A 14,266-nucleotide genomic window follows, 5' to 3' on the forward strand; every position below is an offset into this window, starting at 1 on the left:
AGATCATATGAATAAATATGTCACTTATATCGTGACAAGTGTATTCTGTATCGTTATGCCGCTTTTTTTTATCGCATATATCTATTGGGACGTTAGTCAGCCCAAAACAGGTCCAGTCGGAAATGGCATACAAAAGCCGACCTTTTATCAGCTTTCACCTCTATTTGGAACGTTGTTAATGGGACTTGGCAATCTTCCGGTAGCCATTATGCGTTATAACGAGAATAAAAAAAGAATAGAGCATGATTCGCATGATCAGGGCAGAAAGGAAGATGCTGGAATGGACAAGCAGAAACCGGGGGTCAATTCATTGGAAAAGCAACCGTTATACAGCATATTGGAAATCGTCGATACACAAACAGGTGAGCGTAAAACGCTGGCAGAGTTCGATTATTTAATCGAGGCGCCGAATTGGACGCCGGATCATAAATATTTGATTTACAACAGCAAAGGTCAGCTGTATCGATTTGAGCTTGAGACGCTGGAGAGTGCACGCATCGATTCAGGCTATGCCACCCATTGCAATAATGATCATGTACTCTCTCCGGATGGAACGAAGCTGGCGATTAGCCATCATACGCAGGAGGACGGGCGTTCCCGCATTTATATCATTCCGATTGAAGGCGGTCATCCTGAATTGCTAACGGCACTTGCTCCTAGCTATCTGCATGGTTGGTCGCCAGATGGAAAGACGCTGTCTTATTGTGCAGAACGAAGCGGTGATTATAATATCTATACGATTCCAGCTGTTGGAGGTACGGAGACACGGTTAACGGATACGCTTGGCCTTGATGATGGACCTGAATATTCGCCAGATGGACGCCATATATGGTTCAATTCTACAAGAACCGGTTTCATGCAGGTGTGGCGGATGAATACGGATGGCAGCGATCAGACGCAAATGACTTTCGATGAGAGCAACAATTGGTTCCCTCATGTTTCTCCTGACGGGCTTTCTGTCGCGTTTTTGACCTATCGGAAAGGGGATGTTGCACCGAATGACCATCCCGCTAACAAAGAGGTTGAAATCCGAATCATGCCGGTCAACGGCGGTGAAGAGAGAACATTGGTGAAGCTTTTTGGAGGTCAAGGGACCATTAATGTTAACTCGTGGTCTCCAGACAGCCGATATTTAGCCTTTGTCAGCTACCGGATTTAAGTGTAGCAACCGTTTTGTCGAAAAAAATATGAAATACGGAATATCCGACAGATGTCCTCATGATCCACTGCCGAATTGAATCTATCGACTCAGAATATTTTATGGAAGAAGCCTTTTCCCTTACGCAATGTGCGTGAAGGAACGGGCTTTTTGTTGGTAAATAAGTGTGTTTCGACTTCGCGCTTCGACAACGTTTTGGCAGGGTCAGGGCTATACTAAACAGGTACTATTTCATTGACAGCGGAGGGTTGCTCATGAATAATTCAAATCTTAGAAAAAGAATTGTGTGGTTCATTAACAGCGAAATTGAGCGCGTATTAATGAATCTGAAAACGGGGGCAGTAAACAAAGAAAATGCTTTGGGCAGCTTTAACACCCTATATCAGATCGCCTCGTCGACGAGAGATGCTGACTCGATGGTTAGCTTGTGCGAAATAATCGAGAAGGTAAGAGATTCCAATCATCGAACGGGCTTATTTCATTTTACGGAATACCGCAAGGAATCGTTTTATTGATTAATTTTCATAGGCAGTTTCAAAGAAAGAGACCGAAAAGGTCTTTTTTTTTGCTTTTTTCGTTATGTACGAACGGATATGTATAGGCAAAAGCGGCAAATAAAAGAGAGGTGCCTTCGAAAAGGCAACCTCTCTTTTTGAACGTTCGTAAATCCGTTATTTCATTTTTTTCTTTTTAGATTTGGATATATAAGATTTACCGCTTTTATGACGTTTATGGGAACGGTTAGAGTTGTTGCTGTCCTGTTCGGAAGCGACTTCATCCTGATAGCAGTACTGATAAAGGTGCTTCTCGCAAGGTACGCAATGATGGCGATTTACGACGTTGATTTGATGGACGACCTCTACGATTTGCGGGTGGAAAACGTCATTAACGACGGTAACAGGAGGATCGTACACCCGTACTGTTGGGCAAAAAGGTTGGCAAGACATGTTGTTCAGCTCCTCTTCTAGTAGTCTTCTATACAATATGAAACTACCTTATACAATGCTTGTGCTAGAGCCTTGCGAGACATATGACGTGCGAAGACAATTAGGGGGGGACAATGGTGTATATCAATAAAGTGCAATGCTGATCGCTAATAAAAGACAATGAAAGCAGGCGTTGATTTGGTACACTTATAGAGGCAAGGCATGCGTAAGCATTCAGCAAGGGGGATTAGAAAATGAAGCGAGCCAGCATTCGTTATAGGCTTATGGTGTTGATGATATGCTTGACGACACTGCCGGTGCTGACGGTCACGTGGATCGCGATGAACAATACCCGAAGCTCGGTGGAGAAAGAGATGCTTGAGGCTAACCGCTCACGAATGCTGTCAGCGGATCAATATTTGGATGAGGTGATTCGGCAGATTGATGTATTGTTTTATTCCCTGCAAGTTAATCAGCCGCTGCTCGATGGCGTGAGTGTATTGGACAGCCAAACCGGTTCCGAACAGTTCCGCACGCAGAAATACATGCAGGACACGCTAATCAAGGCTTATTACGCCAATTCCAAAAAAATCGACGAGCTGGCACTTTACTCGCACGAGAGCCAGAAGGTGTATGCCGTCAATAATGAGAGCAGCGGCCTCAGCTATTCACTCGATATTCGGACGGGTAGCTGGAGCAGAATGCTGAACACGCCAATCAATATGTATTTCAAGGAATCTGGCAACGGCATCTATGCATTCCACAGCATGAACCGATTCTCAGATCGCGAGTTGCTTGGGGGGCTGTCAGTCCGGATCAATGAGGAAGTATGGAAGAGTGTCGGAGCCATACTTGAATCAGAAACGAACAGCTCGGTTTTCCTGATTAATGACGAAGGGGAACAGCTCTCTGGCGCAGCTCCGCTGCATGGCATGCCATCCTTTACTGAGCTGATTGGCCAGGGAGAAAGGCAGAATAAGGAGCTGGAAATCCAAAAGACGGATAGCCATTATATCTTTATTAAGCGAGTGGACGACGGAGAGCTTGTCTTGATCAAAGCGCTGCCTATCACGGCCATTACTGAGAGCGCTAACAATACGGTTCGGGCGGGCATCGTTACGGGTTTGCTGTTCGCGCTGGCTTCCATCATACTTTCGGTCATGGTCTCGTTGCGAATCACTAGGCCTATCGTCCGTTTGGCTAGAACGATGCGAATGGCGCACATCCAGCAATTCGAGTTGACTTCTGTGCAAAGCATTGATGAAATCGGGTTGCTTGAAAGAGGCTACAATTCCATGATGCAGCGGATGAAGGAGCTTATTGACAATGAATACCGCAAAGAAATCGAAGTGAAGAATGCGCAGCTCATGGCGCTTCAAGCCCAGATTAATCCGCATTTCCTGAATAATACGTTGAATCTCATTGGCGGTATGGCGCTTGTAAAGGGAGCGCCCGAAATCTACAAGCTGACAAATGTCATTGGCGACTTGCTTCGTTACGCCATAAGCTCCGGGAATGATGCTGCGGCATTGGATGATGAGCTGAAGCATATACGCAATTACTTGTTCATTCAAGAGCAGCGCTTCGCAGGGCGCTGCACCGTCAGCATGGAATATGAAGGTGCAGTGGCTGGCATACAGCTGCCGAGGTTTACTCTACAGCCCATCGTGGAAAATGCGTTTGAGCATGGGCTTCAGCCTAAGGAGGGAAGCTGGGACATTCAAATCCGCGTTAAAGTAAGGCAGGATGCTTGCGTGATATTGATTAAGGATAATGGAGTGGGCATGGATAGGGCGCGTCTAGCATTGCTTAGAGAAAGACTCAGCGATGGCATCGCCATGAGGGAGGAGTCTCGAGAGGACGTCAAAGGGAAACCGAGGAGCCACAAAGGCATCGGTCTGATGAATGTTAACGCAAGACTGAGGCTGCATTATGGTGAAGGCGCGAGCCTGCGTATGTTCAGCCGCCTTCACGAAGGAACGATCATTGCGATCAAGCTGCCCGTGCAAAGGAGGGAACATGCTTATGCATAAAGTGCTTATTATTGATGACGAGCCTTGGTCGCGGGAAGTAATAAAGGCTCTTGGGCAATGGGACGTTTTGAATATGACGGTTGTAGGCGAAGCTGAGGATGGCAAATCGGGGCTGCGGTCTATTGTGGAGCTTTCCCCGCACATCGTTGTAACGGATATGAGGATGCCTGGTGTTGACGGAGTGGAGCTGCTGCAGCAAATGAACGAGCAATTCCCACAGGTGAAAATTATCGTGATGAGCGGCTATGATGATTTTGCCTATATGAAGCAAGCGATTCGCTCACGGGCTGTCGAATATTTGCTCAAGCCTGTCGATCCGGATGAGCTGATTGCCGCGCTGCGCAAATGCGCTGCAGAACTGGAAGCAGTATCTGTTGCGGATGAGAAGGCACGCACCGTTCCATTGCCGTTTCCAAGCAGGGCGCTGTCGGATCGCTATCTATCGCTAAAGCAGCGGACTCTAGCAGCGTTGTTTGAGCTGAACAAGCCGGCAGTACTGCAGAACCTAGGGAAATTGGAACAGTTATTAGCAGAAACATTTCCCGAGGGGCTTAGTCACAAGCAGCTTGAGCGGCTCTATGAAGACTATGCAGCCTTGTTGGAGCAGTTTTTAGGGGAATACAATTTGGGTGAACAGATTCTAAGCTCTGATTCTATGCGGCTGCTTACGAACCTCAGCGATCGGATAGAAGTCATCGGATTCCAATACAGCGCGGCTATTGAACGAATCGAAGCGACTTTGAAAAAGAGAGGAAATCTCCTCATCGGAGAGGTGAAAGCCTATTTGGACAAACATTTTATAGACCCGATATCGCTTGAAAGCGTTGCCCAGCAATTTTATGTCAGCAAAGAACATCTAAGCAGATCCTTTAAAGCTGCACGAGATGAAACGATTACCGATTATATCATTGGCAAACGAATGGATCATGCAAGGAATCTCTTGCTGCTGCCGCATGTCTCGATTAAAGAAGCGGCGCTGCTTAGCGGATATACGGAGCTTCCGTATTTCCACCGTGTCTTCAAGAAGCATTTCGGCATGACGCCGGGCCAGGCGAAGAACAGCAAGCTGGAATAAAGCGCTATCAATATTATGCAATAAAAGCTGCTAATCGGCTGTAATGCTTCAAGCCTCTCGCCTGCCTATACTGAAGAAGCAACTAACCGAATCAATTAGGGGGATTTGAGAATGAAGAAAAAGCTGGTTCTGGGATTGGCAAGCGCTATTCTTGCGATGTCGCTTTCGGCATGCGGTTCGGAGGAAACGGACGGCGGCAACGGCGGAAAAGCTGCGCAGAAGGTGGAATTAAAAGTTCAGATTGGTTCACCGAGATTCAAGGACCAATTCGAGAAGTATTTCGAGCAGTTTAAGGCAAAGGAGCTGGCGGAGAAAAATATAGACGTCACCATTGATCTGGAGATGCCGAATCCCGATCAGGCGAAGCAAGTGCTGCAGGCAAGACTTGCTTCGAACGATGCACCCGATATATTCGACGTTCATGCCAATGATCTGAACACGTATGACAAAGCGGGTTATTTAGAGGATTTAACCGGTCAGCCAGCTACCGAGACATTGTATGAGACGGTAAAGAACACAGTCATGAATGAGGGGCGTATCATTGCGCTTCCGCTTGAGAGCTTGTCATGGGGCTATCTATACAACAAAGAAATATTTAATGAGCTTGGTTTGACGCCTCCGCAAACGCTCGATGAGATGAAAGAAGTCGTAAAGAAGCTGAACGAAGCCGATAAAAAACCCTTCCTGCTCGCTTTTCAGGAGTCGTGGGTACCGCAGCTGATGACGGCATTGTCCTTGGGCGGACTCGTATCGTCAGAGCATCAGGATTGGATCGAGAAGATGAACAAAGGCGAAGCGTCATATGCGGACGTATCGGATATTTTCAACATTATCGACCTTATTATGGAGAACGGTACGGCCAAGCCATTTGAGGTCGGCAACGAAGCAGGTTCAACCGAGTTCGCAAATGGAAAAGCAGCGATGTGGGTGCAAGGGCCATGGAACGCAGAAACGATTCTGAAGGTCAATCCTAATATGGAATTTGGCGTTGCCCCGCTGCCAGTCAGCAATAATGCTGCGGGAACGATGATTAATTTGTCCACCTCTACCACATTGGCCGTTTCCAAAACGAGCAAAAACAAAGAAGTCGCGCTTGATCTGCTGAACTATTTCTATGACGCAAAAGATTCGTCCGCGTTGTTCCAAGAATTGAAATTCAATCCGGTATCCAGCGTGCATCAATATGAGGTATTCCCTTGGGTTAACGAAGCGTCAGAATACGTAGCCAAAGGCAAAGCCTATCAAGATTTAAAGCTGCCAAACGGAGTAACAGACGAGCAAGCGAAGCTGCTGCAGAGCTATTTTGCCAAAGAAGTGAATAAGGAGCAGTTTATTAGCAGCATGGACAAAGCATGGGCTACCGCCATCAAAAGCGCGCAATAATGAAGGCCGCGGACCGATTGGAGCGACGAGGATGAGTACAATCAGGAAAAATAAACAAACGGTCATTCTTCTGGCTTTCGTGCTTCCGGCTCTGCTGTTCTATGCAGTATTCACGATTGCTCCCGCTTTCGGCGGCGTGTGGTACAGCTTGACGAATTGGAACGGATTGAATCCCACCTACGAGATGGTCGGATTCGCCAATTATGCCGAAGCGCTGACGAATGATCCGAGCTTCATAAAGTCAGTAGGTTTCACGTTCAAGTATGTGATTTTTATGGTAATCCTGCAGAATGCGATCGCGTTAACGCTTGCAGTATTCATCGAATCAAGAAAGCGGAGCAAGGTACTGTTCCGGACTATTTTTTTCATGCCCAATATGCTAAGTCTCATTATTGGCGGTTTTATGTGGGTATTTATATTTACGAAGGTGCTTCCGATACTAGCTGAACAGACGGGTATACAGCTGCTGGATCAATCTTGGATCGGCGACCCCGCGTACTCCTTTTATTCGATTATTATTCTATCGCTATGGGGCGGCGTCGGTTATCAGATGGTTATTTATATAGCCGCGCTCCAAGGCGTTCCGGCTTCGCTGCGCGAGGCGGCTGCCATTGACGGGGCGAGCAGCTTGCAAGCCTTTCGGTATGTAACGCTGCCTATGATCTATCCGGCTATTACGATTGGTATTTTTCTGACACTGAGCACCTCATTTAAAGTGTTCGACGCTGTATATGCGCTTACAGGCGGTGGTCCGGGCAGGTCTACTCAGGTGATTGCCCTCAACATTGTCGATGAAGCCTTTCGCTTCAACCAGAGATATGGATATGCGAGCGCCAAAGCGATCATTTTATTCGTCATTGTATTGATTCTGACCATTATTCAGCTGTGGGTCATGAAGAAGCGGGAGGTGGAAGCATGAAGGCTCCGCGCAGGTTGATCCGTTCAACGATGGGAAGCAGCGCAGGTCATACCTTTATCCTTCTCTTCCTTCTAGCTGCGGCCATCATCACTTTATTTCCAATATATATGGCCGTTCTGAATTCGTTGAAATCAGACGGCGAAATGCTGAATCAGGTGCTTGCATGGCCTTCATCCGTCACATTCGCCAACTATGCAGATGCTTACGAGAAGATAGATTTCATGCGCAGCTTCGTTAATACGGTTGTCGTGACGCTGATCGGCGTTACCGGCATTGTCGTATTCGCCTCGATGGCCGGTTACAAAATGTCGCGAACGCCTGGCAAGCTCAGCCGTTTTCTATTCAGTCTGTTTGTTTTATCCTCCTTGATTCCGTTTCATTCGATCCTCATTACGCTTGTGAAGATCGCCAAGGAGCTTAAAGTGCAAGGCACGACTTATGGACTCGGCTTCATCTACATCGGACTTGGCGTAGCGCTTGCGATTTTCCTGTATCATGGGTTCGTAAAATCGATTCCTAGGGATCTGGATGAAGCGGCTGTCATGGACGGCTGCGGAGAGCTGAGGCTGTATGCCACGATTATTTTCCCATTGCTGCTGCCTATCACGGCAACGGTTGCGATTCTGAATGCGCTGTGGATGTGGAATGACTTTCTGCTACCGCTGCTGATGCTGACGAACTCGGACTATTATACCTTGCTGATATCTACGAATATGCTGTTCGGCGAGTACAATAATGATTGGTCAGCGATTCTAGCTTCTTTGGTTCTAACCATGCTGCCGATATTGGCTGTCTATCTGGTGCTCCAGAAGTATATATTGAGCGGCATAGCGGAGGGTGCGATTAAAGGTTAACGCAGAAAGGGTGGACTTAGTTGAAAAAGCATCAAGAAGTGAGCGGATTTCTGAGGGCGTCCGGTCAAAAAATCGTCAACGGGGACGGCATGGAAATCGTGCTGCGCGGCGTCGGATTAGGGAGCTGGCTGCTGCCAGAGGGGTACATGTGGAGGTTTCCCGATGCAGGTGACCGGCCTAGACGCATCGAGCGGGTGATAGAAGAGCTAATAGGCAGCCGGAAAGCGGCTGAATTCTGGGAGCTTTATTACGACCGTTATATCTCGGAAGCAGATATGGCACAGATAGCCTCTGAGGGGTTTAATTCCGTTCGAATCCCAATCAATGCGAGATTTCTGATCGAGGAGGGCGAAGAGCTCCAACTGAAGCCAGGCCGCTTGGAGCTGCTTGACCGTGCTATCGGCTGGTGCCGAAAGTATTCGCTGTATGCCGTACTGGATCTGCATGGAGCACCTGGCGGACAAACGGGAACAAATATCGATGATTCGGCGAATGACCTGCCTGAACTGTTTTTGAATGAGCAGTATAGGCGCTTGACGATTCAATTGTGGAGGCTGCTTGCGGAGCGGTATAAGGATGAATGGATTGTTGCGGGCTATGATCTGTTAAACGAGCCTCTTCCGAATTGGTTCGCGGAATACAACGGGAGAATCATGCCGCTATACCGGGATATCGTTCAGGCTATTCGTGAGGTCGATGTGCGTCATATGATCATTCTGGAAGGCGCGCACTGGGCGACAGATTGGTCGATATTTGATGAGCGGCTCGATTCTAACCTTATGCTTCAGTTTCACAAGTATTGGAACAACCCCGATACGGAGAGCATACAGCCCTATTTGGATAAACGAAGAGAGCTCGATATGCCCATCTATATGGGGGAGGGCGGCGAGAACAATTGCGATTGGTTTACAGGTGCGTTTCGCCTATACGAGGATCAAGAGATCTCATGGAATTTTTGGACATGGAAGAAGCTTGATTGTACCAATTCGCCATGCTCGGTGAATATACCGGAAGATTGGCAGCTGCTCATTGACTATATGCAGGGCGGTAAGCTGGATGCACTGTCTGCTGAACGGATATTATGGTCCTATTTGGATAATCTGGCTATCGAGCACTGTACGTATCATTCAGCAGTGGTTCATGCATTGTTCCGTAGAGCGCCAGTCAGCATTCCAGCTATATTCTATGGCTATAGAGGCGAGGGAGAAAGCTTCGGAATTAATGAACGAATGGAGAGCAAGACAGGTTTCCGCTGTATGGATGGGACTGATATCCGCTTTGTAGACAGCGGAAGATCCGAACCGAATTTCCAGCATATGAAGGGTGAGCCATGGCAGCCGGATGAGCTGCTTTACGTGAGGTTAGCCGCCTCCGATTGGGTTGAATATGAATGGTTAGTGCCTGATGCCAACCTGGTCTCTCCTGCAAGGTTTCGTTTGGAGATTGATGCTCGGGGCGATCATAGCGCAAGGCTGTCGATTACACTAAACGGTGATTTCATCGGGTCGCCGCAGCTTGGGGATGGGGAATGGCAGGTTATTCAGATGCAAGCAGCTGTTCAAACGGAAGGCGTCCAACGGTTATTGCTGCGTGCAGAAGGGCAATCCGTCGATCTTCTGAGGGTGAGTATCGTTAAGCTTTAGCAGTCATAGTGATCGAATAATAAGATGAAATAATAGCAAGAATTGAAAAAATCGAAAAAGCAGAGGGAGCTGAAAAAGCATAAAAAGCATAAAAAGAAGATAAACAAGAATAAGCCGATAGAGCTGAAAGAATTGAAGAAGCTGAAAGCACAGAAAGAACAGAAAGAGAAAATGAGAAAATAGCAGAAACAGCGGAAACAGACAAATGGCCTGTCTCAAAAGGGATTCGTTCGCTGACGAAACAACTCGTACTGTCAAAAAAATAAACCATTAGACTGAAAATTATCAAGACCTAAACTTAAGAAAATCAATTAACATAAAGGGTTCCACATATTAGTCATGCGTAATATGTGGAACCCTTTATGTTTAACTATCATCACTCGTTAGTTGAATTCAACGCTCTTCCCCCATTCGACAGGTTGTGTCAGGATTACCCCGTCTGTCTCCACCCATTGGGTAAGGCTGTTCTCTTTGGCTTGAATAACGATAAAAAACAGGTCTTCTGAAGCGGACGTATTCCTCAACGCTCTCACTCCGTCAGGAGCGATTCGAACTGAAGTTCCTTCGAACACATCTAATTCATTTCCGTCCACTTGAAATTGACCTTGTCCTTTAAGAAAGATGTAGAGTTCCTCATTTTCTTGGTGTTTGTGATAGAAGGGGATTTCCGCCTTTGGGGGCAGATTATTGAGTGAAACTTCCATGCTCGTAAGTTTTAAGGAATCTTTTAGAAAAATTTTTCCTTTTAGCATTCCTTCCGTGACGTTTCCAAAATTCGAAAATGCACCTGCATGGTTAACAGAGTAATTCGCTTGATTCGGCTCCAATTTGTACACCTCACCTTAGATTTAATTGTATTAGTAACAGAGTGATAATTGTCCTTCGAAGAGCAACCCCAATGACGCCATTGTCATTGCAGACGTAGACGTTGCCAACCGTGGTTTTTACTACGATTACACTCCAGTAGGGGGACTTCCAGAGGTTTAGCCAAGACCAATGATAAACTAAAAGGCTGGCAGGATGTTGCCTGTTTCGAGCAAGCTCTTTAAATTGCTGAGAATGACAGGCCAGCCATTATTAAATCCATCAATCTTTCCTTCATCTTTGCGAATATCCTTCTCTAATAAATCCTCGTGTAGGAGCGTCAGTTTAACAGTAGAGTTCAAGGGTGTTAATTCATAACTAACCCTAGACATCCGATCTCCCTCAACGTCTTTGACGCTCCAGGTTACTGTGAGTAAACGATAGGGCTCATAAACAAGAACTTCACCATAATGATCAACCTTATCTTTATTCATCAATTTAAAGCTGGAGCCAACCTGCCAATCTGAAACAAATTCACTACCGAAAAAATACTGCTTGGTGAATTCACTGTTAGTTAGGGCTTGCCAAAGCTTTTCGGGTGTAGTTGCGATGTAAGTCGTGTAAACAAATGAAGCTTTATTCATGGTTAGAATCCTCCTCTAAGGCTTGCTTTAGTGTGTTTAATGCCTCAATTCGGTGACGCTCAAACTTGCCAATCCAGCGCTCATGAATTTCCCCTATGGGAACAGGATTGAGATAATGCATCTTTTCACGGCCATGCCAAACAACAGAAACGAGATCTGCTTCTTCGAGAATCAAAAGATGCTTCGTCACAGCTTGACGGGTTATAGTCATTTGTTTACAGAGTTCTCCTAAGGATTGTCCGTTATTCGCGAACAAGAGGTCGAGTAATTCTCTGCGAGTTCCATCGGCAAGTGCTTTAAATACTTTGTCCATGTTTCTATTATATGCAACTAAATGATTGCATGTCAAGCGCCACTGTAAAGCATATCCAAACAGTTTAATAAATTATCCTGCCCGTTCAATGAAGTGCAACTAAAATTTTTCATAAATCTGAGCATAAGCCTTTCCATTTCTTCTCATAGTTCTTTGTTCTCGTTCTCCAGTGCTTTGATTTTGCATTTTTGGGTTATAACCATTGAATGTATCTCTCCATGTGATTGCGTTTTAAGCCTTTTAAATCGTTCCAATTGGGTTCGCGGCTTATAGATAGCTAAAGTGCGATCGCTCAGCCCGGATCGTTCATTTTTTTCAAGAGCAGGAACCAGTCTCTTGAACTCGACTATGACTCCTCCGCTTACTCCTTCGGATGAATAGCCAGCTTCTTCGCGCAGTTTTTTAGCTTCAGCTTCCGACACTTCGAGCGCGACAGTCTTATGGGGAATCGAGCACCCATCCACGGTAAGTTGACTATCCGAAGATTGATTTTCTACAGGATAAGCGTCTTCCTGCGCGCCGGGCGGATAGATTTATATACCCGATCACCTTGAACGAAAATGAATCCTTAGTCTAGGAGTGTATACCCAATAGACCAAGAATTCATCTGATAATCCGGAACCGTATTACATCGTTTTCGCTTCAAAATAAACAGACTCAAGCCTAGTTGCTTTATAACTTCCGTTTTATTTTCTTTCTACACGTACAATCAAAAAGAAGAAGAAAATCCCATGAAAAGCGGTGCAGAGGGCAATCCCTACACCGCTTTTTTGACTAGTTCTCTTGCTACTTTCTTAAGCAAATTTTGGTAAACGGAGCATTTAAATGATTCTGGAGAAGCGTCAGCGGTCGTTTTTGTGAGGGGGATTCCAACCTTTACTCGTTGATTCAAAGGAATCCCTGAGCAATGGCGATCGGAAGAATATTTAAATGTGCAGTTTGCTGATTTGCTCTTTCCAGTTGTAGTATTTGAAGGATTCTAATGGGCTGCATTCACCTGCAGCCGGATCACATTCCAAGATGCTTTGCCCAGTACCGCCGTAACATTCCCTTGCTCCGCTTTGGCGTTGCCATTGTTATGGGGAACAACATTGGAAGGAGCCGCTTTCGTATTGCTCGCTTTCAAATCATCATGCTCGAGAACGATATGCTCGATGATGCTGACTTCACCGAAGCTGCGCAAGTCCACATCCAGGGCAAGTCCTTCCGTTAAATGACGGTTGACTGCAAAGATCGTCACTTCGTTCTTTTCTTCATTATGGACGCTGATCGCCTCCAGATAAGGCACGTCAGTGAAATCCTTAGAATCGTATTTTGGTGAAGTGATGATAGGCTGCAGCACGGTGCCTCTGCCGTGAATGGAAGCATGCATGTAAGGATAATAAGTAGTCTGCAACCATACCGGCCCGCCATTTTCGGTCATGATAGGAGCAATTACATTAATTAGTTGCGCAAGGCATGCCATTTTCACGCGATCCGCGTGCTTCAATAATGTAATGGCGAAGCATCCAACTGCAAGCGCGTCTTCAAGTGTATAGACATCCTCGAATTCAGGAGGTGCAACCTGCCACAGCTCCTCCGCTCGGCTAGTTCCGATCGACTTCCACACATTCCACTCATCAAGCGAGAGCATAAGCTTCTTCTTGCTCCGTTTTTTTGCCTTGATGTAATCGCAAATCGCCGTCACATCGTATATGAATTGATCCATATCCAGTGATTTCGCCAGGAAATTAGCGCTATCGCCTTCATTGTTATTATAGTAAGTATGAAGCGACAAGAAATCGACTTGATCATAGGTAAGGTCGAGAACAGTTGCTTCCCAATCTGCGAAGGTGCTCATTCCGCTGGATGAGCTGCCGCAAGCTACAAGCTCAATGGAGGGATCTACCCAGCGCATGGCTTTGGCCGTTTCATTCGCGAGCCTGCCATATTCGACTGCCGTCTTCGCACCGATTTGCCAAGGGCCGTCCATTTCGTTGCCCAGACACCAGGTTTTGAATTTGTGAGGATCTTTATAACCATGCGAAATCCGCAGATCGCTGTAGTAGGATCCAGATGGATGATTGCAATACTCTACCAGGTTTCGTGCCGCATCAATGCCCCGCGTACCTAGATTGACAGCCATCATGACCTCGGTTCCAGCAAGCCTCGCCCAATCGGCGAACTCGTTTGTGCCGACTTCATTTGTTTCAGTTGTCCACCAAGCGAGCTCGAGCAGACGCTTGCGCTCCGACTTTGGTCCAACGCCATCCTCCCAGTTGTAGCCCGATACGAAGTTTCCGCCAGGATAACGAATGATTGGAACGTTCAACGCACGAATGGCTTCGAGTGCATCCATGCGAAAACCGTTGCTATCAGCTGTAGGGTGACCTGGCTCATAGATACCGCCATACACGGCTCTTCCCAAATGCTCGATGAACGAGCCGTAAAGCCTTGGATCTACTTCGGACACCGTAAAGTTTTTGTCGACAAGCATCGTTGATTGGATAGTCAAATGAATAGCCTCCTATATT

General features: G+C 46.5%; 13 protein-coding genes. 8 read left to right on the top strand and 5 right to left on the bottom strand.

What is annotated here, in order from left to right; genetic code table 11:
• Positions 1–7 precede the first annotated feature (7 nt).
• On the top strand, positions 8–1,159 hold the full coding sequence (locus tag AB4Z29_RS12495) for a TolB family protein (RefSeq protein ID WP_441943385.1): 1,152 nt from the start codon (positions 8–10) through the stop codon (positions 1,157–1,159).
• A gap of 254 nt (positions 1,160–1,413) precedes the next feature.
• On the top strand, positions 1,414–1,674 hold the full coding sequence (locus AB4Z29_RS12500; RefSeq protein WP_441943386.1) for a hypothetical protein: 261 nt from the start codon (positions 1,414–1,416) through the stop codon (positions 1,672–1,674).
• A 156-nt stretch (positions 1,675–1,830) separates the two neighbouring features.
• On the opposite strand, the gene AB4Z29_RS12505 is transcribed toward AB4Z29_RS12500, so the two are convergent.
• Positions 1,831–2,106: a hypothetical protein gene (locus AB4Z29_RS12505; RefSeq protein WP_441943387.1), complete on the bottom strand. Its 276-nt coding sequence runs from the start codon at positions 2,104–2,106 to the stop codon at positions 1,831–1,833.
• Positions 2,107–2,339: 233 nt separating this feature from the next.
• On the opposite strand from AB4Z29_RS12505, the gene AB4Z29_RS12510 reads away from it, so the two are divergent.
• The 6 genes from AB4Z29_RS12510 (at position 2,340) to AB4Z29_RS12535 (ending at position 9,992) form a co-directional block, all read left to right on the top strand.
• Positions 2,340–4,118: a sensor histidine kinase gene (locus AB4Z29_RS12510; protein WP_441943388.1), complete on the top strand. Its 1,779-nt coding sequence runs from the start codon at positions 2,340–2,342 to the stop codon at positions 4,116–4,118.
• On the top strand, positions 4,111–5,193 hold the full coding sequence (locus AB4Z29_RS12515; protein ID WP_441943389.1) for a response regulator transcription factor: 1,083 nt from the start codon (positions 4,111–4,113) through the stop codon (positions 5,191–5,193). The genes AB4Z29_RS12510 and AB4Z29_RS12515 overlap by 8 nt, the downstream gene beginning before the upstream one ends.
• 111 nt (positions 5,194–5,304) lie before the next feature.
• The gene (locus AB4Z29_RS12520; protein ID WP_441943390.1) at positions 5,305–6,576 is read left to right on the top strand and encodes an ABC transporter substrate-binding protein; all 1,272 of its coding nucleotides are present in this window, start codon (positions 5,305–5,307) and stop codon (positions 6,574–6,576) included.
• A 31-nt stretch (positions 6,577–6,607) separates the two neighbouring features.
• Positions 6,608–7,495 (top strand): carbohydrate ABC transporter permease, encoded by an 888-nt coding sequence (locus tag AB4Z29_RS12525; protein ID WP_441943391.1) that lies wholly within the window; start codon positions 6,608–6,610, stop codon positions 7,493–7,495.
• Positions 7,492–8,349 (top strand): carbohydrate ABC transporter permease, encoded by an 858-nt coding sequence (locus AB4Z29_RS12530; RefSeq protein ID WP_441943392.1) that lies wholly within the window; start codon positions 7,492–7,494, stop codon positions 8,347–8,349. The genes AB4Z29_RS12525 and AB4Z29_RS12530 overlap by 4 nt, the downstream gene beginning before the upstream one ends.
• Positions 8,350–8,369: 20 nt before the next feature.
• Positions 8,370–9,992 carry a glycoside hydrolase family 5 protein gene (locus AB4Z29_RS12535; RefSeq protein WP_441943393.1) on the top strand — a complete coding sequence of 541 codons (1,623 nt, stop codon included), beginning with the start codon at positions 8,370–8,372 and terminating at the stop codon, positions 9,990–9,992.
• A 383-nt stretch (positions 9,993–10,375) separates the two neighbouring features.
• On the opposite strand, the gene AB4Z29_RS12540 is transcribed toward AB4Z29_RS12535, so the two are convergent.
• From AB4Z29_RS12540 to arfA, 4 genes are all read right to left on the bottom strand, one after another.
• Positions 10,376–10,828, bottom strand: coding sequence for a cupin domain-containing protein (locus tag AB4Z29_RS12540; protein ID WP_441943394.1), 453 nt, complete (start codon positions 10,826–10,828; stop codon positions 10,376–10,378).
• A 168-nt stretch (positions 10,829–10,996) separates the two neighbouring features.
• On the bottom strand, positions 10,997–11,440 hold the full coding sequence (locus AB4Z29_RS12545; RefSeq protein ID WP_441943395.1) for an SRPBCC family protein: 444 nt from the start codon (positions 11,438–11,440) through the stop codon (positions 10,997–10,999).
• Positions 11,433–11,753, bottom strand: coding sequence for an ArsR/SmtB family transcription factor (locus AB4Z29_RS12550; RefSeq protein ID WP_441943396.1), 321 nt, complete (start codon positions 11,751–11,753; stop codon positions 11,433–11,435). The genes AB4Z29_RS12545 and AB4Z29_RS12550 overlap by 8 nt, the downstream gene beginning before the upstream one ends.
• 979 nt (positions 11,754–12,732) lie before the next feature.
• A complete protein-coding gene (gene arfA / locus AB4Z29_RS12555) occupies positions 12,733–14,229 on the bottom strand; it encodes an arabinosylfuranosidase ArfA (protein ID WP_441943533.1) in 1,497 nt (498 codons plus the stop codon).
• Positions 14,230–14,266 lie beyond the last annotated feature (37 nt).

Origin of the sequence: Paenibacillus sp. 2TAB23, assembly GCF_052115165.1 — a bacterium.
Classification (GTDB): Bacteria; Bacillota; Bacilli; order Paenibacillales; family Paenibacillaceae; genus Pristimantibacillus.

What these genes read in the sequence shown, in the direction of transcription:
- AB4Z29_RS12515 (WP_441943389.1), top strand. Translation starts at nt 4,111, where the DNA reads ATGCATAAAGTGCTTATTATTGATGACGAGCCTTGGTCGCGGGAAGTA.
- AB4Z29_RS12495 (WP_441943385.1), top strand. Translation starts at nt 8, where the DNA reads ATGAATAAATATGTCACTTATATCGTGACAAGTGTATTCTGTATCGTT.
- AB4Z29_RS12545 (WP_441943395.1), bottom strand. Translation starts at nt 11,440, where the DNA reads ATGAATAAAGCTTCATTTGTTTACACGACTTACATCGCAACTACACCC.
- AB4Z29_RS12520 (WP_441943390.1), top strand. Translation starts at nt 5,305, where the DNA reads ATGAAGAAAAAGCTGGTTCTGGGATTGGCAAGCGCTATTCTTGCGATG.
- AB4Z29_RS12550 (WP_441943396.1), bottom strand. Translation starts at nt 11,753, where the DNA reads ATGGACAAAGTATTTAAAGCACTTGCCGATGGAACTCGCAGAGAATTA.
- AB4Z29_RS12510 (WP_441943388.1), top strand. Translation starts at nt 2,340, where the DNA reads ATGAAGCGAGCCAGCATTCGTTATAGGCTTATGGTGTTGATGATATGC.
- AB4Z29_RS12530 (WP_441943392.1), top strand. Translation starts at nt 7,492, where the DNA reads ATGAAGGCTCCGCGCAGGTTGATCCGTTCAACGATGGGAAGCAGCGCA.
- AB4Z29_RS12525 (WP_441943391.1), top strand. Translation starts at nt 6,608, where the DNA reads ATGAGTACAATCAGGAAAAATAAACAAACGGTCATTCTTCTGGCTTTC.
- arfA (WP_441943533.1), bottom strand. Translation starts at nt 14,229, where the DNA reads ATGCTTGTCGACAAAAACTTTACGGTGTCCGAAGTAGATCCAAGGCTT.
- AB4Z29_RS12500 (WP_441943386.1), top strand. Translation starts at nt 1,414, where the DNA reads ATGAATAATTCAAATCTTAGAAAAAGAATTGTGTGGTTCATTAACAGC.
- AB4Z29_RS12505 (WP_441943387.1), bottom strand. Translation starts at nt 2,106, where the DNA reads ATGTCTTGCCAACCTTTTTGCCCAACAGTACGGGTGTACGATCCTCCT.